Source organism: Sphingobium sp. OAS761, assembly GCF_024168485.1.
GTDB lineage: Bacteria > Pseudomonadota > Alphaproteobacteria > Sphingomonadales > Sphingomonadaceae > Sphingobium.
Window position 1 is genome coordinate 264,527 of the sequence record NZ_JALJVY010000002.1, and the last position, 23,998, is coordinate 288,524.

Here is a 23,998-nt window from a genome sequence, read left to right on the forward strand (position 1 = left end):
GCCCCTCACTTTATCGAAGGGGGGCAGAGTGGCGAAGCCGGGACGGGAGGGCAAGCCCTAGAGCGGCAGCAGCGCCGCGACGATCCACCGTTCCTCGGCACGCAGCACGCCCCAGGCGCGCGCGGCGGCGCGACTGTCCATCGCCTCCACGCCGACCCCCCGCGCCTCCAGCGCGCGAACGAAGGCGCGCGGCGGCTGGCGCAGGCCGGGCCCGGTGCCCAGCAGCAGGAATTCGGGAAGCGGGTCCAGGTCGATCAGGTCGCCCAGCACGGCCGGCGTCAGCGCGCCCACCGCCGGCGCATCGGCCCAGGCCAGCGCACGGACGGGGCTGAGTAGCAGGCCTTCGGGAAAGACATCGTCCCGTACCCGGAAGCCCCGCCCCTGAAACCCGGTGACGACAGGCCCCTGCCCGCTGTCGTCGCGGCGCAGGCGGATGCCGGTATCGCTCAGGGTCGCGCTCCCTCGTCGCGCGGACCGACGCGTTCGGCCTGTCCGGCATAGCTGCTGCTCTTCTTCGCCCGCTTTTCCGATGCCTGCGGGGTCAGGCCCAGCGTGATCAGCAGCGAGGAGGAAACGTAGATGGACGAATAGGTGCCCACCACCACGCCCAGCATCATCGCGGCGGTGAAGCCGCGCAGCACATGGCCGCCGAACAGCAGCAGCGACCCGAGCGCCAGCAGGATGGTCAGCGACGTCATGACCGTGCGCGGCAGCGTTTCGTTGACCGACAGGTCGATCAGCGCCTTCATGTCCATCTTGCGATATTTGCGCATATTTTCGCGGATGCGGTCGTCGATCACCATCTTGTCGTTGATGGAATAGCCCACGATGGTGAGCACCGCCGCGACGATGTTGAGGTCGAATTCCAGTTGCGTGACCGCGAAGAAGCCGAGCGTGATCAGCACGTCATGCATGATCGAAATGAAGGTCGATACGCCGAACTGCCATTCGTAGCGGAACCAGGAAAAGATCGCGATGCCGACCACCGCGAGCAGCACCGCCAGCACGCCGTTCTGGATCAGTTCGCCCGACACCTTGCCGGACACCGTGTCGTAGCGGGAGAAGGTGACGCCGGGAAATTTGGCTTCCATCGCCTTGCGCGTCTTTTCCACCACCGCGTTGGCCGCGCCGGCGCCGCCCTGTTCGGGCAGCGGCAGGCGGATCTGCACCGTGTCGGCGTCCCCGAACTGTTGCAGCGAGCTTTCGCCCACCCCCAGCGCGGCGATGGTCGCGCGCACCTTGTCGGTTTCCACCGGCTGGGTGAACTTCGCCTCGATCATCAGGCCGCCGACGAAATCGACGCCAAGGTTCAACCCCTTGTAGGCGGTCGCGCCGACCGCCAGCAGGGTCAGCAGGGCGGTGAGCGCGAACGCCCATTTGCGCAGCGCGACGAAGCCGATATTGGTGTTGTCGGGGACAAGCTTGAGCAGTTTCATGTCTTCTCTCTCCCGCCCCGTCAGATGTGGATCTCGGTCGGGCGATGGGTGCGGACCCAGCGCGCGACCAGCAGACGCGTGAAGGTGACGGCCGTGTAGACGCTGGTGGCGATGCCGATCAGCAGCACGATCGCAAAGCCCTTCACCGGCCCGGACCCGAGCGCCAGCATGATGCCGCCGGCAATGGCATGGGTCACGTTCGCTTCAAAAATGGTGCGGCTCGCTTCCTTGTAGCCATGTTCGATCGCCTGCACCACGTTGCGGCCGCGCCGCCGTTCCTCGCGGATGCGTTCGTAGATCAGCACGTTGGCGTCGACCGCGGTGCCGATCGTCAGCACGAAACCGGCAATGCCCGGCAACGTCAGCGTCGCGCCCAATATGCCCATGACCCCCAGGATCACCAGCACGTTGATGGTGACGGCGATGTTCGCATACATGCCGAACCGGCCGTAGCTCGCGAACATGAAGGCAGCGACGGCGACCACGGCGATGATCGATGCGATCAGGCCGGCGCGGATCGAATCGGCGCCCAGCCCGGGTCCGACCGTGCGTTCCTCCACCACGGTCAGCGCCACCGGCAGCTTGCCCGACCGCAGCGCGATGGCGAGCTGGTTGGCGCTTTCGACGGTGAAATTGCCGCTGATCTGGGCGCTGCCGCCCAGGATCGGTTCGTTGATATTGGGTGCGGACAGCACCTTGCCGTCCAGGATGATGGCGAAGGGGCGGTTCACATTCTGCGACGTCACCTGCCCGAACTTGCGGCCGCCCGATCCGTTGAAACGGATATTGACGACCGGCGCGTTGGACTGCTGGTCATAGCCCTGCGTGGCGTCGGTCAGGTCCTCGCCCGACACCATGACCTGCCGCTTGACCGCGATCGCCGGCACGCCCGACGGATTGTCGGGATAGGGCAGCACCTCGCTGCCGACCGGGGCGCGGCCCTGCGCCACTTCGGACGGATTGGCGGTCGCGTCGACCAGCTTGAATTCCAGCTTCGCGGTCTGGCCGAGCAGGTCTTTCAGCGCCTTGGGATTTTGCAGCCCCGGCACCTGCACGACGATGCGGTTGCCGCCCTGCTGCTGGATCGTGGGTTCGCGCGTGCCCATTTCGTCGATGCGCTTGCGGATCACCTCGGTCGCGACTTCCATCGCGCTTTTGACCGCATTGTCGATGCCCGCCTGCGTCGGCGTGATGACGATGGAGGAACTGTTGACCACCTCGACATTGAAGTCGCGCTGCCCGGTCAGGCCCGCGCCCTGCGTCAGCGGGCGGATGCGTTCGACGGCGGCGTCGACCTGGCTGGGATCGCGGACCATGAAGCTCAGCCTGCCGTCGCGGGCCGAAATATCGCCGATGGCGATGCGCGGATCGCCCCGGCGCAGTTCGGTGCGGACCTGCTCCTCCATATTGGTGAGCCGCTGCTTGGCGACATCCTGCGTCGATGCTTCCAGCAGCAGGTGGCTGCCGCCCGACAGGTCGAGCCCCAGGTTGACCCGCGTCTGCATGAAGCGCGGCAGGTGCGCCACGGTCGCGTCGGGCAGGAAACTCGGCACCGCGCACAGCACGCCGATCAGGAGCGGCAGGAGGATCGCGGCGACCGTCCAGCGCGAAAAGTTCAGCATCGCGCGGGCTCAGTCGTTCGCGGGCTTGGCGGTCATCGGATCGATGACGTCGGTCAGCGTCGTGCGGACCGCCTTCACCTTCATGCCCGGCGCCAGTTCGACGTCGACATACAGGTCGTCGACGCGCGTCACCTTGCCGACCAGGCCGCCGCCGGTGACGACCTGATCGCCCTTCTTGACCGCGTCGATCTTGGCCTTGTGCTCCTTCATCTTCTTCTGCTGCGGACGGATCAGCAGGAAATAGAAGACGACGAAGATGAGGACCAGCGGCGCCATCTGCACCAGGACGCTGGCACCGGAGGCTTGCCCGCCCGCGGTCTGGGCAAAGGCTGGGGAAATGAACATGGGTGGGACTTTCGCCTTGGTTTCTGTGCGAAGCGGAACATCGCGCCCGCCCGCCGATCAAGGCCGGGCGGCTAACACAGATAAGGGGCGGGAGGCAATATGAATAGGTTGAGCGCAACCGCGGCAAAAGGTCGGCAAGGGGCCTTGCAACTTCGCGCGGCTGCTTCTAAAGGGCGCGCTCCGGTCGGGACGTAGCGCAGCCTGGTAGCGCATCACACTGGGGGTGTGGGGGTCGGAGGTTCGAATCCTCTCGTCCCGACCAATATTTCAATGCCTTAGCCGATATTTTCACCCCGCCAGGGGCCACCAAATTCGCTCTGGTGGTGCGCTGGTGGTGCAAAATTTAATTTTGGCGATGGCCGCGCAATGCAACGCAACGCGTCGATATCGCAGGCGTCCGGCACCCTTCGGGTTGAAGATTCGCCTCCCTCTGCTTATGCCAGTCGGTAGATGCGAGAGCTGATGCCTCTTCGCCCCGCCGAGTTCGTCAAAATTCGGGATGGCTATGTTGGGTTTCTGAAACGGCCAGCAGGAACGGCCCTGACTGCCATCATTCCGACAACTGTGCTTGGCGCGATGGCATTGGCGGCGAAGCGCGGACGCAAACGTCGCAACGGACTCCACTTTGCGCAATTGGCCTCGGTGGTCGTCGTACTGCTAGCCGTGGTCTTGATCGCCGCTCAGGATCGGATCACACACGGCGGCGGCTGGGTTCTGCTTTTTGCCGGAGGCTGCACCTTTATATGGGCGCGTAAACGCGCCAAGGTGCGCGATGAACCGGAAATCGAGGAAATCCTCACCGAGCCGGATGAAACGCTGGCGCGTAATCTGCGGGCGCTTGACGACTTTCGAAAACAGATCGCCAGCGGCGACATCCCATGCGTCGAGCGACTACCCGATGGGCACCTTAAGCCCCTTACGAAGAGCGCCCTTCGCGCATTTCTTGCCGATCATGGTACGCTTCTTATTGTCAGCCGGGATCAAAATCTTTGGCAATGCATCCCGCACCGTCCCATTCCCATGAGCGAATTGCTGGTCAAGCTGGGCGGTCGCGTTGCCCCTGCCCTCGTCACCTCCAGAACATTGCTCGACACCACCGACCGCGACTTATTCGACCGCCGCATGAAGTGGCTTCTTGCCCATTGCGAAGCAGACCCACGCGCGAACTCCTTCCGCGAGGCGATCCAGATCATCATAGCTTTGCGACGCCCCGAACTCGACGGACTGACGTTCGAACGAAAGAAGGAAATCCTTGGCAAAGAGAGGATTAGCGATAGCCGGCTGGAGAAAATCCATGCTGGCGTCTATCCAGCCTTCAACAATTATCTGCGCCAATTGCCCATGCATGAATTCCCGTGAATGCGGAACTGAATAGCGTCCAGCGCCTCCCGGAGCCACGTCCTGCACTCCAACCAGTGGAAAGGACGCCTTCATGCCCCCTGATCGCAACCAACTTCTGACTGTCGTGGACGTGCTCAACGTCACCGGCTTCAAATCTCGGACCACCCTCTATCGCCGTGCCCGCAACGGCAGCTTTCCCAGTCCCTGCCACATTGGCTCTGGCAAAATTCGATGGCGATCCGGCGATGTCGAGGATTGGCTGAACAGCCTTCAGCCCCGCCGCTACTGAACTAAACCGCAGTCGCTTCCCGGCTCCGGTCTAATGGCTGGGCGGGCCCGTCGCGTCTGCATCTCGCGAACGATCAACCACCGCAATCGTGGTTTCACGAAAGGATGAATCATGCCTTCAATCCGCAACAGCATCGATCGGCTGGCCGCACGGCTGCGGAGCCGGTCCCATGTCACGCTGCGCTTCACGGTCCATCAGCGGCTAGCGCCCATCGTCGAACCGCTGATCGAGCGGCTGCTAACCTTCGATGACGATGGTGAAACCTACCGCTGTTCGATCAGCCACTGGACGCTCAGCAAACGTCCCGTTCTGCACACCCACCGGGGCGTCATATCAACCCTGCGGGTGGATGGCCCCCTGCAGGATGCAGGCAGGATCTGTCTCCCACTGGGTGGGCTGATCGAAGCCCCGCATGTCACCGCGCATCTCGATCCCATCGCGGCAAGGCAGCTCGACAGCCGGTTGCAGGATGCCATCGACGAAGTGATCCAGAATTGGATAATCGAACACGGCCTTTACGACCAACCGCGTCACCGCCGGGAGATCGATCGCCCCAGGGCCGACCGCGAAGCCAAGCGGATCATCGCCGCCTGGGTGTCCGACGCTACCGCTGACGCCACAGGCGAAGCCTGCCGGGAAGGATCGGACCATGCCTGATCCGGTCGCCCAAAGGACAAGGTTGCAGGGCTGCGATGCTACGCATCGAGCCGACAATTCAGATACACACCTCACGCACGGGTGCATCCAGCTTTTCTGCGAGTTTGACGGGATGCGGATAGCATCTCGCCAAACGCGGCTTGGCCAAAACAGCGCAAATCCGCCATTTCACGCGATGGCTAATAGCATCTCGGCTGGAGCGGCGCGATGAGCGCCCGCGCCCAGACCGTGCGGCTCTCTCCGGCCCAGCACCGCACCCTTGCCGGCTTCGCGAGGCAACGTGGCCTCAGCGAATATGCCATGCTCGCCCGCGTGGTGGACACTGGACTCGCGGCGCTCGTCCAGGGGACGGGCAGCACAATCGACACCCGCGAGATCGTGACCGAACTGGCATCGGTCAGCACCCGCATCGTGGACGTGGAACGGATGCTGGACCGCACGCTGTTCACCGCCTGCGCGGCCTATTGCTACGCCCGCAGCGCCGCCAGTGGCGCGCGCAAGAGCGACGCGATCCTCACCGAGGAGATCACGGCCGCCTACAATCGCCAGCGGGGCCTTGCGCGGGAGAGCCGGCCGTGACCCGCCCCGACGATCGCCGCAACCATGCCGATGCCCTGCACAAGCATCATCTCAGCACCCAAGGCGCCCGCCTCAAGCGGCAGGCGCTTGTCATGCTGGCCTCCGTTGCACTCGGGGGACTGGCAGTGCCCCACGTGATGCTGGGCCGCGACGCGATGCTCGCCACCAGCACCTACTACTGGGCCAGGACCAAGCTCTGGGCCGTGTCCGGCTGGGAGGCGGACACAGGGATCGACGTTCACTATCCCGACCATATCGAAGAAGGACGATCAGCGCGCCAGATCATTGCCCATCCCTATTTCCGGCGGCGCGTCGATTTGGTCTGGGCCTGGGCCAGGCGGGGATGTTGGCTTGGCTTCGGCACCTGGCTTGTGGGCCTGATCGCCTTGCGCGGCGCGTTGGCGCGGCGGCGCGAGCGCCTGCTGGCCGATCGCTGGATCGGCGGAACGCAAGTGGTGGACGAGAAGCAGCTTGCCAAGCTGACCGGCAGGCAAGCTGACGCCCGCACCCTGTCGATCGGCAAGGTTCCGATCCCCGCTCGTCTGGAAACACGCCACATGGCGATGATCGGCACGACCGGCAGTGGCAAGACCACGGCTTTGCGGCAATTGCTCGATCGCATCGAGGCGCGCGGCGAAGCCGCCCTTGTCTACGACACCAGCGGCGAGTTCATTGCGCACTATTATGATCCGGCGCGCGGCGACGTGATCCTCAACCCGTTCGATGCCCGCTGCGCCTTCTGGTCGCCCTTTGCCGAGATCGCACATCCGGCGGACGCCGACCGCATCGCCCACCAGCTGATCACCGAGACCGGGCAACATGACAGCGATGTGTGGCTCGATACCAGCCGCATCCTGGTCGCCAATATGATCCGGGCTCTGTGGCTGGAGAACAGGCGCACCCTCCCCGACCTGCTCCATGCCCTGAAGAACCGGCCCAAGGACGACCTCAAGGAATGGCTCGCCACCAGTTCGTCGGCCCGCACCTTTGCCGACGATGCCGACCGGGCCACGGGCAGCGTGCTGTTCATGTTGGCAAAGGCAGCGGACCTGATTCAATTCCTGCGTGCCGAGGACGGCAAGGCGAAGCCTTTTGCCTTCCGCAGCTTCATTGAAGCGCTCGACCGGCATCCCGGTGCGCGACCCTGGATATTCGTGCCGAGGAAGGAGGACTATTTCGAGGCCTCGAAACCCCTGCTCGCCTGCTGGCTGGAATGCGCGGCCAGCGCGGTGCTGGGCCTCCGCCCTTCCGAGGACCGGCGCATCTGGTTCGTGCTGGACGAGCTTGCCGACCTGCCCCGTGTCGACAATCTGGCGCGGCTTCTGCCCGAGGGGCGCAAGTTCGGCGCGGCGGTCGTGCTGACCTTCCAGGCACTGGGGCAGATGCAGCATCGCTATGGACCGCAGATTGCGGAATCCATGCTGGGCTGCTGCAACACCAAGCTGTTCCTGCAGACCATCGACAGTGACACCCGCCAATGGGCTAGCCAGACCATCGGTACTTCAGAGATGGAAATCCGGACCAAGACCGACATGCTAGGCGATGGCGACGAAGGCCACCGCATCAATCTGGGGCGGATGCGCGAGGTGCGGCCTGCCGTCATGGAGAGCCAGCTCCGCCTTGCGCGGCACGAGGGATATCTCCTGCTCCCCGACGGATTGCCGGTGGCGAGGATCAGGCTGACCGCCGATCATATCGCGAGGCGGGGCAAACCCCACCAGCCGGGGTTTATCGCCGCCGATCCGGCGACCATGCTCTGGGGACAGGCTGCGCACCCAGCGCCGCCGTCACCAGCGCCGTCCTCACCCTCCCCGAAGCCTGACAGTCAGGGACCGGTGTGATGGTGGCTTCCGCCTCTGCCCTCACCAGTTCGGCGCAGGCCAGCAGCTATTACGAGGCCGACGACTATTATGCCGAGGGCGGACTATCGCCCTCCCAATGGCAGGGGGCTGGCGCGGAGGCGCTGGGCCTGTCGGGCGAAGTGGATCGCGATGAGTTCCGCGCTCTGCTCGACGGCAGGATCGGCGACCAGCAGCTTGGCACCTTCCGCGACGGGCAGTTGGAGCATCGTCCCGGTTGGGACGTGACCTTGAGCGCGCCCAAGTCGGTGTCGATCATGGCCGAGGTCGCGGGTGACCGGCGCTTGATCGAGGCGCATGGTGAGGCCGTAAAAACCGCCATGGCCCATGTCGAACGCCATATGGCCGCCACGCGTATCCGCGATGGCGGCACGGTCGCCCGCGAGGCGACCGGCAATCTGGTGATCGCCAGCTTCCAGCACGGCACCAGCCGCGCCCAGGACCCGCAGCTTCATACCCACAATGTCATCATGAACGCGACGCAGGGCGAGGACGGTGCCTGGCGCAGCCTCGAACCGCGCGCGATCTATCAGCTTCAGAAGCAGATCGGGGCGATCTACCGGCAGGAACTGGCCTTAAAGGTCCGGGAACTGGGCTATGAGATCGAGGTGGACAAGCAGTCCATGTTCGAGGTCAGGGGTGTCTCCAACCAAGTCATCGAGGCGTTCAGCACCCGCAGCGCCGAGATCGCGGCGGCGCTGGCGGAGCGTGGTACGTCCCGCGAGACCGCCAGCGCCATCGAGAAGCAGGTTGCCACGCTCGACACCCGTGAGGCCAAGATTGCTGCCGATCCTGCCGCCCTTGTGGCGGAGTGGCGGGAGACAGCGGCCAAAGTAGGGTTCGGTATCGAAGCGAGATTGGCGATGGTTCGGGAGGCCGAAGCCAGGGCCGCCGATCCGGCTTATCGCGCAACCATGGAATTGCAGGACAACAGCGCCGCAGCCCGTGCTGTCGCCCATGCCGCCGACAAGCTGGGTGAGCGGCAGTCGGTATTTTCCGCTGCCGCCTTGCAGGAGGAAGCGGGACGGATCGGACTGGGGCGGATCGGGTACGCCCAGATCGGGGCGGCCATCGATGCCGCGACGAAACAGGGTGACTTGATCGACCGCATCCATATCGACCGGCGCGGGGCGGAGTTCGCCGGGTTTACCACGCGGCAGAACGTCGAGACCGAAGCCAGGATGATCAGGATCGAGGCGGAGGGGCGCAATGCGCTTGCCGCTATCGCCTCGCCGCTTGCCGCCGCCAGGGCGGTTGCCAGCACAGCGGCGCAGGCCGAGCGTACAGGTCATGGCTGGAATCCTGATCAGCGGGCCGCTACCACGCAGTTGCTGACCAGCCGCAACCGGATCACCGCCGTTCAGGGCTATGCCGGCACCGCCAAGACCACGACCGTGCTGGCGACTTTCGCCCGCGAGGCCGAAGCGCGCGGGATAGCCGTGACGGCCCTGGCTCCGACCGCGTCGGCGGCGATGGTATTGGGCGAGGCGCTGGGCACGCGCGGCGATACCGTTGCCGGGCACCTGCTGTCGCCAGAGCGTGGCGATCCCACCCGGCCCACTGCGTGGATCGTGGACGAGGCGTCCCTGTTGTCGGCGCGCGATACCGCGCGGCTGTTCGACCTCGCCGCGAAGCATGATGCCCGCATCGTGCTGGTCGGAGACGTGAAGCAGCTGGGGTCGGTCGAGGCGGGTGCTGCCTTTGCCCAGTTGCAAGGCGCTGGCATGGAAACCGCCAGGCTGGCCGAGATCGTGCGGCAAACCAATCTCGCCACCAAGGAGGCTGTGCTGGCGTCGATCGAGGGGGATGCCAGGAAGGCGCTGGCCGCGCTGGACCGGAGTGGTGGGCAGATCATCGAGAGTGTCGATCGGGCTGCACGCTTCGCCGCTATCGCAGAGCGGTTTGCGGCGCTGGACAAGGCAGGACGTGCCCGCACGATCGTGATCGAGCCATCCCGTGAGGGGCGCGATGCGCTGACAGCCGACATTCGCGCGGCGCTTACCCGATCGGGTGCGCTGACCGGGCCAGCCGTACCGGCGGAAGCCCTCGTCAACAAGGGGCTGACCCGCGCGGAGGCGCGCGATCCCTTGAGTTACGACAAGGGCGATGTGGTCCGCTTCACCCGTGGCTATGCCGACAAGGGCGTTGTGCGGGGTGAAGCCTATCGCGTCGAGCTCATCGACCCGGCCACGGCCGCCATAGCGCTCAAGGCGGAGGACGGGCGTGAGGTGGACTGGCGCTTGCGGCAATGGGGTGCGGGTCATGCCCAGGCCTTCTCGGCCCAACCGATCGACCTGAAAGCCGGTGATGCCATCCGCTTCACCCGCAACGACCGTGAGGCGGGGCGAATTAATGGCGCGCGTGCCGAAGTGATCGCCGTGGATCAGCAGGCTCGCACAGCCACCATCCAGACCTGGCGAGGAGCGACCGAAACGCTCCGTCTCGATTCCGCCCGCGATCGGCATATTGCCCATGGCTATGTCGATACCGCCTTTGCCGCGCAGGGGCGCACCGCCGATCATGTCATCATCCATGCCGACAGTAAGGCGGCCAATCTGGTGGACCAGAAGTCCTTTTACGTCGGGATATCCCGGGCGAAGGAAACCGCCACTATCTTCACCAACGATCGTGGCAAGCTGGTTGCCGCGATTGGTGAACGGGCCGGGCAGGTGCAAACTGCCATCGCTCAGGCGGCGGCATCCGGGCTGGCGGCGGGCAACGCGAAGGGAGCTGGTCTTGTGTGAGGCTTGGGTTACGCCCACAAGCCTAAAGGGGCGCCGTAAATCAGTTGTCTTATCCCGTTTTTCTAACCCACCGTTTGTTTGCTTCATCGAAGGAATGACCGGGGCTGCGGACGAAAGAGCCGGGTTCTCATGCCAATGGGGCGGGTGTGGGTACGGCGTGGGGACGGTGTGACCAGGGCTGGCGCGCGCAATTGTTGAGGGGCTGATTTCGGCGAGGTTGTCGGACAATCCGGTTTGTCCCCTTCCAGGCGCCGATTGGCTCAAGCTGTCCTTCATTTATCACGCTTGAACCCGGCTCGTGAATGGGAAGCGCGGCGTATATACGAGCTTCATGCCGACAGACCATTCGATGATGTGAAGGCACTGTTCGTGCTAACCTAGGCGCTACTTGTTGTCCTAGCCATCGTCGCTGCTGTGCAGACCGCTGGGCTCCTTGGAAAGCGAAGCGAGTTGTGCTGAGCTCGACGGGGCCGTTTCCGCCGTTCGAACTTTCGGCGACCTGGGCACGGCGACCACGAGAGATCGCATCGGATAGAGAGCCGGAATGACCGAGACGCCCGTCCCCGATATCCAGCAGCAATTGGCTACGATCAAGCGTCGAATGGCCAAGGCCCTGAAGGGCTTCAGCAGCGAATATCCGAAAGGGGCCAATGAACGCGCCATGATGGCCCATTCACCCGATCGCGCGCTGTTTCCGGTTCCCGAGCTGGTGCTTTTCGGGCTGCACACGATCATGGGCTTTCGCGCGAGCGGGCCCTGGGAAAAGGTGCGCTGGACCGTCTTCGCGACGGTCGATGGAGAGCCGTTCGGCTTCACGCTTCGGAAATTCGGCTTCCGCATCCTCGCACCCCGCGATGTGACCCCCAAACTTCTGGCGCGTGTGTCGGGGCAATTGTCGGGCTCATTGAAGCTACTGGAACCGCTACTCAAACTCTATGCAACGGCACAGATCGCCGAAGGCAATCTGACGCTACAGAACCGCTGGCGAATGTACGAGGATCGGTATCGCTATTTCCGCGCCCTGGCGGACGAGGCCTTCGCTTTCGAACCGCCAGAGATCGCAACGGTAGCAGGGAACAAGGCGAACGACGTCGGCCACCTTCAGGCCGCGGTGGCGAGTATCAACCGGAAGGGTAAAGCGGACAGCCACGGCTTCTACGCCTCCGGTGCGATGGTCGACGCCTGGTTCAGCGGGCTCGAGCACCGCATGCTGTTACTGCGCGCGTTCCTCGGCCAGCCGCTCGCAAATGGTGCGTTTCCGGCTTTCCTCTCCGCGAAATGGGACGAACGGTTCGCAATGCTGTTCGCCGGCGGGGTCGACGCCCTCGCCGGGAGCCTGCTCGGCAAGCTCCGCGATGTAAAGGCCGTGATCCGCAACCCACTCGCGCACGGCGGCGTCGAAAATGATGGCGGCGCTTTCTATTTCCATCTTCCCAAGATCGGTGCGATCCCTGCCAATCTGTCGCGCTATCGCGGGCGGCTGGAGATGAGCTTCTTTCCGATTGCCGCTAGCACGCATGAACAGACCTGTCGGCTTTTTGATGATGTTGACGCGATGCTGACCAGCGGCCCGTTCGCATTGCCCAACGAGTTCGTGCTTTGGGGCATCGACCCGCAATTCGACGCGAAGAGTATCGCCGAATATGGCGAGGCGATCAGCCAGGGCAGTGCAGCAGTCGAGGCGCTGGTCGACCATCTCGGCCGGCTCTGGGAGCGGCACGTGAACATGGACTATTGAGGCCGGGAAAGGGACAACGACAATGGCCGACATTCCCTATGGCAACCGCCGCGCTGACATCCTCACCCAGCTCTCCCAGAGGGAAAGGCTGGTGTTTATCGCTGAAGGCCTGCCGATCATCGCGGCCAGCGCGCGAAGTTTCTGGGATGCGGCGCAGCTGCTCGAACAAGGCTCACGCGAGCAGAATGTCCTCGAAGGCTTCGCGGTCGAGGAAGCCGCCAAAGTGCTGATCCTGGTGGACTTGGTGCGCTGCCCATCGAAGCACATCGCGCGGCGAGTCAAGGGGATCGTGAAGACGTTCTACGACCATCTCAGCCGAATGATCTACGCCGACGCCCAAGGCTGGCGGCCGGTCGATGTCACCCAGCTTCAGACCTATGTCGATCAGGAGCGGCAGGGGCACTATCTTGAAGGCTATGTCGGCGAATATATCGTTCCAAACTGGAGGCTCTACAGCCGCGAGTCCACGATGTACGCCGACATCGAGGTCCATGAGGACGGCAAGCCACAATGGTCTGCACCGCGCGGCGATGGGTGCTCGCTGCAGATGTTTGGCGGACCACCGCTTCCGCTGCTGCTAACCGAAGCAATGGCGGCGCTTGGCATGTTCACGGTGAAGGGCGTGCGCATCGTCCACCAGACTTGGCAGGCGCTCGATTTCATCGACATCCAGCATTTCGACGACCATCGCCGTCTGTTTCGGGAAATGCTCGATAAGCTGCTCGCCGCGAAACTGCCGTCCGACGATGCGACCGACGATCATGTCTGGCAGCTCAACAGCCACTGGCAGTTGCCGATGTACAATCTTCAGTTCGGTAAGATTCCGGTCGAGTTGGAGGTGCTCGAAGCCGAACGCGATGCGGCGCTGTGGCATGAAGTCGGCATCTAAACCCGAGCGCTCAGGCCGAATCGAGCCTCCGCAGCGCCTCGAGCGCGCGCCGTGCATGGCGGGGGTCATCTGCGAGCCGTTGCAGGCGGGCGACGTCGCTGCGATCGCCGAACGTCTCTAAGATTTGGAACGCGTAGCCAGGCGCGCTGTCGCGCGCTTGCGCAAAGCGAAAATGTTGCGGCTCCCCGCCCTCGTCGAGAAAGCGTCTCGCGACTGCCAGCCATTGTGGCGTATAGGCGCGGAGCAGGCTCGGTCGGGGCGTAGCGGGCGGTTCGCTCCAATGATGTTCGATGAGGCTTTGCTCGAGTTCGCAGAAACACCCCATGACTACGCCCGGGGGCAACCGATTCAGCGTTACCCAGATTTGCGCAGGCGGTTCGCGTCCCACGCCACCGGATGTCGCGTAAAGCAGGGCGCGCAGCAGAATCAAGGCGTGTCGCGTATCCGTATGCCCGTCCTGCGCCGGCAGTGCTAGCTGATGGCGGCCCAGGAAGCGCGTCGCCACCGTGAAGGCGCTCCACTCTTCTTGCGGGAATACATTTTGCGAGTCCGGCAAGCGGGCGAACTCCTGCATGATCACGCCATCGATCGGGTCATCGAACGATGCGATTTCTCGGATGACCCAGGACAGGTTGACGCACTTTCGGGCATTCTCGCAGCGCGCGGCCCGGCGGAGCAGCAGGCGACGCTTTTCCGTGGTCAGAGCCTCGAATTCGTCGCCATAGATATGATCATAAGGGTGATCGAACATCGCTACGGCGACGGTCAGGGCGAGGCCGAGAATAAATTCATCCTCGTACGGTCCGGTTGCCCGTTCGAACTCGTCTCGAATGCCCTCCCTGGCCCCCTCAGCCGAATCCTCGAGCCCTCCTAGAAATTTCAGCGCGTCAATGACCGCCGTGCTGATCCAGATGCCTTCGCGGTTGGCATCGATCGTCTCTATCGCTTCGATGAGGGCGCTGAGCCGGGTGGGACTTGCCTGCCGCACGAATGTCGCGGCGTGAAGGATCGCGAGTTTCACCTGGGCCGGCTCCCATCGGAACCGCTCGATGACCAGTCGCGCAAGCCCGTCGGCAACGTCGTCGACATCCAAGTGATCGAGAAACAGGCGCCGTCGCTCGAGATAAAAATGCAGCTGCCCTGACGTGAGGCGCATCATGTCATGGGGTGTGTTGTGCAGTGGCGAATCGACGATGTCGAAAACTCCGCTTCCGGCCATCTGGCTAATCTGGGCAAGGCCACTTTGTTTGCCGAACCCGGAATAGGCCAGCCGGAACGCGTTGCTCTTCAGCGCGGTTATCCCGGCTGCGGTCGCGGCATCGGACAGGCGCCGTCGCTCATCGAGGAGCACGGCATCCATGGACGCGCACAGGTCGAAGAAGCGCTCGATCCGATGCCCGGTGCCCACCTCCCGCGCGAGCGCATTAATCCGCGCTTCCTCGGGCGCCGAGCGTAGTCGGACCGAACCGTCTTCCCAGTCGACCGATGGATTGTCGCCGGCGACAAGCATCAAACGCAGACCGGCGATCTCCGCGTCGATCTCGCTCTCCGTCTGGGTGAGCAGATTGTCCGCGACCTGCGCCGCGATCGGTCCTGCCAAGCCACGGGCAGCGTCGTACAGAAGCGCTGAATCGCTCGTCGTTTCGAGCACCGTCTTCACGATCGCCGTATCCTCGATCACCGACACGATATCGGCCGCGATCGCTTCGAGCGCGGGCAATGCCAGCATGAGCGAGAATTTCTCGCCCGCTGTGGCGGCGAATTGAGCATAGGCGAAGGCAGCGCAGGCATTGAGAAGGATCTCGTGCGCGAATGAGACGCGGCCGCCGCGCCTGACGAGGAGGTTGGCGGCAAAAATCGCGTCGATCTCCGCGTGCCCGACGCCCTTCGCCGCCAAAAGCTCGTCGAAGGCAGTCTCATTGATCGAGAAGCTGGTGCTTTCGATCAACGTCTGCGCGAGGAGGCGCATACCTGCCGAACCCGATCGCTGCGCGTTGCCCAAACGATACCGGATGAACTGTTCGACCAGAAGCTGGCGCGACGCGTCGGCGGACACAGAAGCGCCGATTTCGGCAACGATCGTCGCCTCGAACCCGCTGACGACGGCATTCAGCAACGCACCAAGATTCGCGCCGAGCGATCCAAGGTGCGCCTTGGCAATCCGTTCCTTGAGGGCGAGGGTTGGCGCGCGGATCGCGATTGCCTTCAGCCCCGACAGCTGTGGCGGCACTGACGCCTGCCCCGTGACGATGACGCGGGCATCGAGTTGCCGAGCGATTGCGCGGAGCCCGCGCAGCGCCGCGTCGCGCGGCGCTGCGAGTTCGTTGATCCCGTCGAGTACGATCAGAACCGGCGTGCCAGTCACGCGGACCGCTTTAAAGATGGCTGCAGCGCGCACGTCGATGACGAGGGCCAATTCGCGCTTGATCAATCTCGACCAGGCCCCGTCGAAGTCTTTCGCCACGAGGTAGAGGACGCATTGGCCCGCTCGGGCGGCCTGGCTTCCCAGCCACCGTGCCGCCAATGTTTTTCCACAGCCCGACGGGCCCTCGATATAGCATCCCGGTGCCTGGTCGAGAGCGGCCAGGAGCGTTGCGCGCTGTTCCTCGCTCTCCGGCAGCCAGGCCTCGCCGTCGCGCGCGAGCTCGCTCGCGATCCTGTCGCGATAGTCTCGCATCACGGCGAAAGCGGGGCCGAGCGCTTGACCGCCCATCACCTCTGCGAGCGTTGCGGCCCGCAGCGACCGGCGTGTCGCGAAGGCGCGCCAATCGTCAAGAGTCCAGGGATTTTGCGGCTTGCCAGAGGCTGTCGGATCGAACCGGTCAAGGTCGGTGATCACGACTTTGAAATCGCCGTCCGTGAGCGCTGAGCCTTGCGGCAGCGGCGTCGCGAAGACCACGGCTGCGTCCGGGTAGAAGTCGGCGACGTCTGCGCTTTCGCGCATGGCGTCCCGCAGGCGGTTCTTTTGCCCGAGCGCTTGCTGATATCCGTTGGTATAGCGTCGCCATTCGCCGGAGACATGAAGCCGTTCCCAATCTCCATCGAGGCCACCACGTACCGGGAGGCGGGACGTTTTCACTTCGACCACCACGGCATGGCGCGTTGTAATGACAACGCTGTCGATCTGTCGGCCGGCGAGTTGAAAATTGGCAAGGAGGATGAACGGCTCTCCTGCCGCTGTCAGTGCGGTATGGATTTGTGCGAGCGCGCGCCGTTCGGACCATTCGTCGATGGCATCGCCTATGAAGATCTCGCCAAGATGTGCCGCCGCCATTCAGCGACCATAGCACCCACCGAAAGTTCTGCACCCTCGCGATGTACGAATGGCCGGCGCCTGGAAGAGCGTGAGCCGATTCAGCGTCCGGAATTTGGGCACTAGCCGCCGCGGACCTGCTCGGCGGCTCGCGACCAGCTTGAGACAATCCGCGGTCCGCTTTTAAAAGTCTGTCCGCGTCGAAACCGGTCATTCACTTCAATCGAGCGGCCGGACCAGATGTGCGCCCGCCACTTTGTGGTCAAGATTCGGATGCGCTTATCAGAAGCGGCCGTCGCGAGCGGAGCCGTCGGGGGAGGGATAGAGGCTGTCGCTGTCGAATGCCGAAGAGGTCGAGAGAAGAATGATTGCCGAGCGATCCGACTGAAGGTGGGATCGCTCGGCAACGGACGATGCTCCGTGGTGGAGCGGCCCTATGCCGCCCCCACCGCCTGGAGCCCTGATCAATAGTTGGTCGGGCTAGGCGCCAAGCGTTCAACTCGGGCGGCGCGATTTGATGAGTTCGTTGTCGTTCCGTTCGGTCCACAAGTCGAGCGGGATTCCTCGGAAGAAGGCGCTTATTGAAAAGCTATGCCGTACTGGTCCGGTGCAAAAACGGTTCAAGCGACGATAGCCTCAAACGCCGCTTTTGACGGAAATCAGATCGGGAAGTGTCCGGCCTTGGTTTCGACCGTGATCCAGCGCGTTTCAGTGAAGCTGTCGATGCCCTGGCGCCCGCCGAAGCGGCCGTAACCCGAGGCGCCGACGCCGCCAAAGGGCATTTGCGCCTCGTCGTGGACGGTCGGCCCGTTGACATGGCAGATGCCCGAATGGATCTGGCGTGCCACGCTCAGGCCGCGCGCGGTGTCGCGCGTGAACACGGCCGCCGACAGGCCATAGTCGCTGTCGTTGGCGAGTTCGATGGCATGGGCCTCGTCCCGCGCGCGGATCACTGCCACGACTGGACCGAAACTCTCTTCTCCGTACAGCTTCATGTCTGCCGTAACCCCGGCCACCACGGTAGCGGGCATCAACACGCTGTCCGCTTTGCCGCCGGCAGCGACGGTCGCTCCCTTGGCGACGGCGTCCTCGATCAGGCCGTTGACGTGATCGACGGTCTTGCGGTCGATCACCGCGCCCAGCGGGGTCGTGCCCTCGCGCGGGTCACCGGAGGGCATGCTGCCCGCCTTCGCCGCGAACTTTTCGATGAAGGCGTCGGCCACCGCCTCGACGACGATGATCCGTTCCGTGCTCATGCAAATCTGACCTTGATTCATGAAGGCGCCGAAGGCTGCTGCTTTCACCGCTTCTTCAAGGTCGGCATCCTCCAGCACCAGCAGAGGCGCCTTGCCGCCCAGTTCGAGCAGACAGGGCTTCAGATGTTCCGCGGCTCGCTTGGCAATGATCCGGCCGACATTGGTGGACCCGGTGAAGTTGATCCGCTTCACTTCGGGCGCATCGATCAGCGCGCCGACCACGTCGGCGGCGTCCTCGGGCGCATTCGTCACCACATTGACGACGCCCTCCGGGAACCCGGCTTCGGCAAAAGCCTCGATAATGAGCGCATGGGTGCGCGGGCATAGTTCGCTGGCCTTGAGGATCACGCAGTTGCCGCAGGCCAGCGGCACGGCGATCGCCCGCACGCCCAGGATGATCGGGGCATTCCAGGGCGCGATGCCCAAGATCACACCGACCGGCTCCTTCAGCGCCATGGCGAGGCAACCCGGCTTGTCGCTGGGGATTACCTCGCCTGCGATCTGCGTGGTGATAGCGGCGGCCTCGCGCACCATGCCGGTCGCCAGCGTCAGGTTGAACATCGCCCAGCCCGCCGTCGAGCCGGTCTCCGCCATCATCGCCGCGACGAAATCGTCCTTGCGCGCCGCCAGCGCATCGGCCGCCTTCATCAGCACGGCGCGGCGGGCATTGGGGCCCTGCGCCGCCCAGGCGGGAAACGCCGCCGCCGCGCGCGCGGCGATCGGCGGCACGTCGGCGGCCTTCAGCGCGGGCGCGGAAGAGGCGACTTCGCCGGTGATCGGATTGATGCGGTTGAATTCCATGACACTCTCCCAAGATCGATTATGGACGGGACGGAAGGGATCGACCCGAAGGTTCAGCCCCACTGTGCCGTTCGGCAGTTGTCCGCGATCACCCTCGCACGATCAGCGCGTCCAGCGCGGTCACGCCTTGGCCGACCGGGCCGATTATGACGGGATTGAGATCGAGCTCTTGAAGGTCGGGCTCCGCGAGCAGGACGGCGCTAACCGTGCGGATCAGCCGAGCCAGCGCCAGAACGTCGAGCGCAGGCGCGCCGCGATAGCCGCTCAGCAGGGCCGCGCTCTTGAGCTGCATGAGCTCGCTCTCGATCTCCGCTTCCGACAGATCAGGCGTGATCAGCCGCACGTCATGCAGGATTTCGGCGGTTACTCCGCCGAACCCGGCCAAAACTACCGGCCCCCACTCGGGATCATTGCGCCCGCCCACGATCATCTCGACCCCGCGCAGCCCCATCGCCTCGATCAGAACACCGTCCAGAACGACTGAGGCGTCGTAAGCTGCCACGGCGTCGTGCATCCGAGCCCAGGCCGCGCGCACAGCGGCTGCATCGAGCAGGTTAAGGGCCACGCCGCCAGCATCGCTCTTATGGCTGAGCGCGGCCGCCTGCGCCTTCATCGCAACCGGAAAGCCCAGCGCCTCGGCCGCGCTTACCGCTGCGTCAGCATCGGCCGCAAACCGTCCCTGAGGGAAAGGCACGCCCACCTGCGCCAACAGGGATTTGGCGCGATATTCGGGAATGACGCCTTGATAGGCATCGAACCCCGGCAAAGCTGTCGGTGTCGGGCTGTTATCGACGTCGATCCGCCCGACCTGCCGCCCCAGCCGGGCGAGTGCGCGAAAAGCGCGTTCGTTCGACGGAAAACACGGAATGCCGCGCGCGCGCAGGTCGGCGATGAAATCAGGGGGAATAGCCGCTCCCTCGTCCAGGCCGGCAAAGACCAAAGGTTTGGCCAACTCGTCGCCACCAAGCGATGCCAGGATTGCCGGAACCTTGATCCCGCTGGTCACCGGATCGCCCTGGATAATCCCGCATATGATCGCACCGACGCGAGGATCATCGAACAAGGCAGACAGCGCCCGGGTGTAGATCGCGGGTTCGCTAAGCCCCTGCGCGGTTATGTCGAGCGGATTGCTGACCGGGACGAAGGGCGGCAGTGCGGCGCGCAGCGCGGGGCTGTCGTCGTCGCCCAGCGCGGCAAGCGGCAAGCCAAGCTCTTCGGCGAGGTCGAGCGTCAGCGCCTTGAAGGCGCCGGACTCTCCGAGCACGGCAAGGTCAGGGCGGGTCAGCGCAGGGCAGCGCACCAACAGTTCGGCGATGTCGCCCAGTTCCTCGATCGTCTCGGCGAAGATCACGCCGGCACGCCGCACCTTTGCCCGCATCAGCGGATAGTCGCCAGCCATGGCGCCGGTGTGGGTCGCGGCGCTTTCGCGCGCCGCGCTCGACTTGCCCGGATGGAGCAGCACGATCTGCTTGCCCGCAGCGCGAATTTTCTTCGCCACCTCCAGGAAGCGGCGAGGATCGCGGAATTGCTCGACGATCATCGCCACCACGTCGGTGTTGGGTTCGTCTACCAGCCAGTCGACATAATCCTCGACCGTCGACGCCGCCTCATTGCCGGTGGACACCGAATAGCTGAGGGCAACGTCGCGCGCCTGCAACGTCGTGCCCAGCACGGCCGCCATCGCGCCGGATTGCGACACGATCCCGATCGCCTTGCGCCCTGCCGGAGCGAGGCAGCGTGTTTCGACGAAGGTCAGCGGAACGCTGTCGACATGGTTGACCATGCCAAGGCAATTGGGGCCCTCCAGCACCATGCCCGATTCCGACGCAATCCGGGCGATCTCCGCCTGTTCGATCAGCCCTTCCTCGCCGCCTTCCGCGAAACCGGCGGAAAAGACGATCGCGGCGCCGCATTTGCGTTCGGCAAGCCTGCGGATCGCGTCGAGCACAGCCACACGCGGGATGGCAAGCACGGCCGCATCCACTCCCTCGGGCAGATCGTCGATCGAACTAAGGCACGCGCGCCCGCCGATCGTGTCCCGGTTCGGGTTGATCGGATAGATTGGGCCTGAAAAACCGTGACGGTCGAGATTCCCCAATAAGGACGCACCCAGAGCCCCGGGCTTGTCGCTGGCGCCGACAACCGCGATGGATCGCGGCCGCAGCAGGCGCGTTATCATCGCAGCGCTGAGCGTTTCTCCCATATGCCCTTCTCCCCGCTCCTGCTTACTTGGCCACCTTCGATGCGTCGAACGCACCCAGCCCCGGCTTGAAGGTCTTTGCATCGAGGAACTGGCGGGTCGCCTCCTTGCGTGCCTCCAGCCCGCCCATGCCGTTCAGTGCCTCTTGCGCGCGGATCAGATAGTCCATCGCGTTGTCGAAGGTCATCTCGGTCATGCGGCGCATCGCCCATTTGGTGGCGCGCAGCGCGTTGGGATCTTTCTTGAGCAGGACGCCGGCGATCTCCTCCACGCGCGCGCGCAGTTGATCCGCGGGCACGCTTTCAGTCACCAGACCCTGCTCGGCCGCTTGTTTCCCGGTCAGATTCTCGCCCATCATGGCGTGGTAGATCGCCTTGCGAAACGGCATCAGTTCCTGCGCCACCTTGCTGGCGCCGCCGCCCGGCAAAATGCCCCAGTTGATCTCGGAAAGACCGAAAGTCGCATCATCGGCGGCGACCACGATGTCCAGCGCGTGGAGCGGACCGTAGGCGCCACCAAAGGCCCAGCCATTGACCATGCCGATGGTTGGCTTTTCATACCAGCGCAGCCGGTCCCACCAGGAATAGGCCTCGCGCTGGCTCTTGCGGATCGCGCCGATCCCGAGCGCCTCATTCTCGCGGAAATACTCTTGGAGGTCCATACCGGCCGAGAAGGCGTCGCCCTCGCCGGTCAGTACGAGCACGCCCACATCTTCGCGGAACTCAAGGCTCTCCAGCACGCGCATCATCTGCCGATTGAGCTTCGGGCTCATGCAATTGCGCTTTTCCGGCCGATTGTACGAGACCCACGCAACCCGCGCCTCGACGTGGACGGCGACAGTATCCTCTTCTGCGCGCTCGGTCATCTCACTCTCTCATGCAAATCTGAATTGCTATGTTGCATAACTTTAATTTTGCTATAGTCAATAGCGATATCTGGAGTTAGGCAAGGCCATGGAAAAGAATGATGCGGTGAATGAATTGTCGGAGGGCGGGGCTGCCGCGTCGCTGGTCGATCCATTGTCGACCCTGCCCGGCTACCTGCTCCGCCGCGCGGCAAATACTATGATGACGGAACTCGCCGCCCGCCTTGCCGCCCTGGACCTGCGGATTTCAGAGGCGACCGTGCTGCTGCTGCTGGATGCCCGAACGGACCTGACCTCTGCGGATATAGGGAAGATACTCGACATCCAGCGCGCCAACATGGTGCCGCTGCTCGCACGTCTTGAAGGCGCGGGATTGATACGGCGCGAACCGCTCGATCGGAAGTCGCTGGCGATCCTGCTTACCGATGAAGGCCGAACCTGCCGCGCCCGGGTAGACACCATCACGCGGGAGTTCGAGAATGATCTGCTTGCCCGCATTCCCGCGGATCACCGGCCGCACCTGGTCCCCGCGCTGCAGGCCTTGCTCAGATGAAAGGATGTAAGGGCTCAATTGACTGACACGGCATCGTGTCGGCGTCGGAGGCGCATAAAAAGCGCTCGGTTAACGAGTCAGGGCCCCAACTTCACAAGTTTTTCGACTCGGTGCCCCATAAAATTCAGGAGAGAAGCATGACCACACCCTTCAACCAGATACTTGCATTCCCCTATTACGCCGAGCCGACGTTGTACGTGGCCGTTGGTGATGTGCTGCGGCCATGGGAATATAACGGTTGGAAGCCCGAGAGCCTGTCCTGGAAGCAGAGCTGCTATATCCACACCGGTCTCTCGGGCCCCGTCGTATGCGTGGACGGCCCGGACGCCGACGCCTTCGTGGCACAGCTTTGCACCAACAACCTGGCGACCTTCCCGGAAGGGACGATGCGACACGCGGTGATGTGCACCGAGGAAGGACTGATCGCCGCGCACGGAATCTTGCAGCGCTATGACGACGGGCATTACCGCCACTTCGCGGGCGGACCATGGGCACTCTACCAAGGTCTTCAGGGCAAGTTCGACGTGCGGGTCTGGATGGAGGACAGCTATCTGACGCAGATTGCCGGGCCGCGGTCGCTGGAGGCGCTGCAACGGGCCACCGGCGAAGATCTCAGCGACATCAAGTTCCTGCGCTATCGCAAGACGCAGATCGCGGGCAAGACGGTCGAGGTGGGCCGCATCGGTATGTCGGGCAACCTGGCCTATGAGGTGCGCGGGCCGATCGCGGATGGTCCGGCGGTGTACGACGCCATCTATCAGGCAAACAAGGATATCGGGATCGAGCGCCTTGGCTGGCGCACCTATCTCGTCAATCATGTCGAAGGCGGTTTTCCGCAGGCCAACTGGACCTTCGGCATGGCCGTGGTCAACGATCAGGGCTTCCGCGACTGGGTAGGCGAGGACCATTTCGCGCTCCACTCCCAGCGAACGGGCAGTTACGATCCCGCCGACCTTCGCGCACGCCAGCGCAATCCGTTCGAGGTGAACTGGGACAAGGCGGTGCGGTTCGATCACGAATTCATCGGCCGCAAGGCGCTCGAACAGGTCGCGGCTTCCCCCGATCAGCGGCGCACGGTGACGCTCCGCTGGAATGCTGATGACGTGATAGACATCTATGCCTCGCTCTATCGTCCGGGCGAGGAGTATCGGACGATGGATCTGCCGACAACGCCCACCTGGGGGCATGGCATGCTCGAACATGCCGATCGTCTGCTCGCCGGGGACAAACTGGTGGGTATGTCCTCAGGCTCGATCTACAGCTACTATTTCAGAGAAAATCTCTCGATGGGCTGCGTCGATGTCAGCCACTCGGAGCCAGGCACGGAATTGATCGTGCAGTGGGGCGATTACGGCAAGCGCATCAAGGATGTGCGCGTGACGGTCGACCGGTTCCCCTATCTTGACGAGAAACGGAACAACGAGGCGTAACCAGGCTCGGCACTGTCTGCCTGACCTTTCAGGCGGACAGTGGCAGCCGGGGTCCCACCTTGGCAAGATCGTGCGACCTCCAAACCACTCGCTATCGCAATTGTTCGATTTCGACGCTGGTTTCGACGCAGGGCTCAGCGC

18 protein-coding genes and 1 tRNA gene are annotated in these 23,998 nt (G+C 63.9%); 11 read left to right on the top strand and 8 right to left on the bottom strand.

Annotation, left to right across the window (positions count from 1 at the left end):
* Positions 1 to 57: 57 nt before the first annotated feature.
* From J3E64_RS04035 to yajC, 4 genes are read right to left on the bottom strand one after another with little or no spacing between them, the layout of a single operon-like run.
* Positions 58 to 435 carry an MTH938/NDUFAF3 family protein gene (locus tag J3E64_RS04035; protein ID WP_253340287.1) on the bottom strand — a complete coding sequence of 126 codons (378 nt, stop codon included), beginning with the start codon at positions 433 to 435 and terminating at the stop codon, positions 58 to 60.
* A gap of 11 nt (positions 436 to 446) precedes the next feature.
* Positions 447 to 1,436 (bottom strand): protein translocase subunit SecF, encoded by a 990-nt coding sequence (gene secF / locus J3E64_RS04040; RefSeq protein WP_253340013.1) that lies wholly within the window; start codon positions 1,434 to 1,436, stop codon positions 447 to 449.
* A 20-nt stretch (positions 1,437 to 1,456) separates the two neighbouring features.
* Positions 1,457 to 3,058 (bottom strand): protein translocase subunit SecD, encoded by a 1,602-nt coding sequence (gene secD, locus J3E64_RS04045; protein WP_253340015.1) that lies wholly within the window; start codon positions 3,056 to 3,058, stop codon positions 1,457 to 1,459.
* Positions 3,059 to 3,067: 9 nt separating this feature from the next.
* The gene (gene yajC / locus J3E64_RS04050) at positions 3,068 to 3,403 is read right to left on the bottom strand and encodes a preprotein translocase subunit YajC (RefSeq protein WP_253340025.1); all 336 of its coding nucleotides are present in this window, start codon (positions 3,401 to 3,403) and stop codon (positions 3,068 to 3,070) included.
* 185 nt (positions 3,404 to 3,588) lie between these two features.
* Here yajC and J3E64_RS04055 point away from each other — a divergent pair.
* The 9 genes from J3E64_RS04055 (at position 3,589) to J3E64_RS04095 (ending at position 13,499) form a co-directional block, all read left to right on the top strand.
* Positions 3,589 to 3,665, top strand: a tRNA-Pro gene (locus J3E64_RS04055).
* 188 nt (positions 3,666 to 3,853) lie between these two features.
* Positions 3,854 to 4,762: a hypothetical protein gene (locus J3E64_RS04060; RefSeq protein ID WP_253340027.1), complete on the top strand. Its 909-nt coding sequence runs from the start codon at positions 3,854 to 3,856 to the stop codon at positions 4,760 to 4,762.
* Between the two features lie 73 nt (positions 4,763 to 4,835).
* Positions 4,836 to 5,033 carry an AlpA family transcriptional regulator gene (locus J3E64_RS04065; RefSeq protein WP_037464378.1) on the top strand — a complete coding sequence of 66 codons (198 nt, stop codon included), beginning with the start codon at positions 4,836 to 4,838 and terminating at the stop codon, positions 5,031 to 5,033.
* 111 nt (positions 5,034 to 5,144) lie between these two features.
* Positions 5,145 to 5,690: a hypothetical protein gene (locus J3E64_RS04070; RefSeq protein WP_253340029.1), complete on the top strand. Its 546-nt coding sequence runs from the start codon at positions 5,145 to 5,147 to the stop codon at positions 5,688 to 5,690.
* 207 nt (positions 5,691 to 5,897) lie between these two features.
* A complete protein-coding gene (locus J3E64_RS04075) occupies positions 5,898 to 6,269 on the top strand; it encodes a hypothetical protein (protein WP_253340031.1) in 372 nt (123 codons plus the stop codon).
* Positions 6,266 to 8,110 carry a type IV secretion system DNA-binding domain-containing protein gene (locus J3E64_RS04080; protein WP_253340033.1) on the top strand — a complete coding sequence of 615 codons (1,845 nt, stop codon included), beginning with the start codon at positions 6,266 to 6,268 and terminating at the stop codon, positions 8,108 to 8,110. The genes J3E64_RS04075 and J3E64_RS04080 overlap by 4 nt, the downstream gene beginning before the upstream one ends.
* Complete coding sequence (gene mobF, locus J3E64_RS04085) at positions 8,110 to 10,872, top strand: MobF family relaxase (protein WP_253340035.1); 2,763 nt, start codon at positions 8,110 to 8,112, stop codon at positions 10,870 to 10,872. Before J3E64_RS04080 ends, mobF begins: the two co-directional genes overlap by 1 nt.
* Positions 10,873 to 11,416: 544 nt before the next feature.
* A complete protein-coding gene (locus J3E64_RS04090; protein ID WP_253340037.1) occupies positions 11,417 to 12,610 on the top strand; it encodes a hypothetical protein in 1,194 nt (397 codons plus the stop codon).
* A 22-nt stretch (positions 12,611 to 12,632) separates the two neighbouring features.
* Positions 12,633 to 13,499 carry a hypothetical protein gene (locus J3E64_RS04095; RefSeq protein WP_253340039.1) on the top strand — a complete coding sequence of 289 codons (867 nt, stop codon included), beginning with the start codon at positions 12,633 to 12,635 and terminating at the stop codon, positions 13,497 to 13,499.
* Positions 13,500 to 13,509: 10 nt separating this feature from the next.
* On the opposite strand, the gene J3E64_RS04100 is transcribed toward J3E64_RS04095, so the two are convergent.
* The 4 genes from J3E64_RS04100 to J3E64_RS04115 form a co-directional block, all read right to left on the bottom strand.
* The gene (locus J3E64_RS04100; protein ID WP_253340041.1) at positions 13,510 to 16,773 is read right to left on the bottom strand and encodes an NERD domain-containing protein; all 3,264 of its coding nucleotides are present in this window, start codon (positions 16,771 to 16,773) and stop codon (positions 13,510 to 13,512) included.
* 638 nt (positions 16,774 to 17,411) lie between these two features.
* Positions 17,412 to 18,809, bottom strand: a complete 1,398-nt coding sequence (locus J3E64_RS04105) for an aldehyde dehydrogenase (RefSeq protein WP_253340043.1) — start codon at positions 18,807 to 18,809, stop codon at positions 17,412 to 17,414.
* 88 nt (positions 18,810 to 18,897) lie between these two features.
* The gene (locus J3E64_RS04110) at positions 18,898 to 21,012 is read right to left on the bottom strand and encodes an acetate--CoA ligase family protein (RefSeq protein ID WP_253340045.1); all 2,115 of its coding nucleotides are present in this window, start codon (positions 21,010 to 21,012) and stop codon (positions 18,898 to 18,900) included.
* Positions 21,013 to 21,034: 22 nt separating this feature from the next.
* Positions 21,035 to 21,874, bottom strand: a complete 840-nt coding sequence (locus J3E64_RS04115; protein WP_253340047.1) for a p-hydroxycinnamoyl CoA hydratase/lyase — start codon at positions 21,872 to 21,874, stop codon at positions 21,035 to 21,037.
* A gap of 88 nt (positions 21,875 to 21,962) precedes the next feature.
* Between J3E64_RS04115 and J3E64_RS04120 the strand changes: the two genes are divergently transcribed.
* Together J3E64_RS04120 and J3E64_RS04125 are read left to right on the top strand one after the other, a co-directional pair.
* Positions 21,963 to 22,427: a MarR family winged helix-turn-helix transcriptional regulator gene (locus J3E64_RS04120; RefSeq protein ID WP_253340049.1), complete on the top strand. Its 465-nt coding sequence runs from the start codon at positions 21,963 to 21,965 to the stop codon at positions 22,425 to 22,427.
* A 137-nt stretch (positions 22,428 to 22,564) separates the two neighbouring features.
* Positions 22,565 to 23,857, top strand: a complete 1,293-nt coding sequence (locus J3E64_RS04125; RefSeq protein WP_253340051.1) for a hypothetical protein — start codon at positions 22,565 to 22,567, stop codon at positions 23,855 to 23,857.
* Positions 23,858 to 23,998 lie beyond the last annotated feature (141 nt).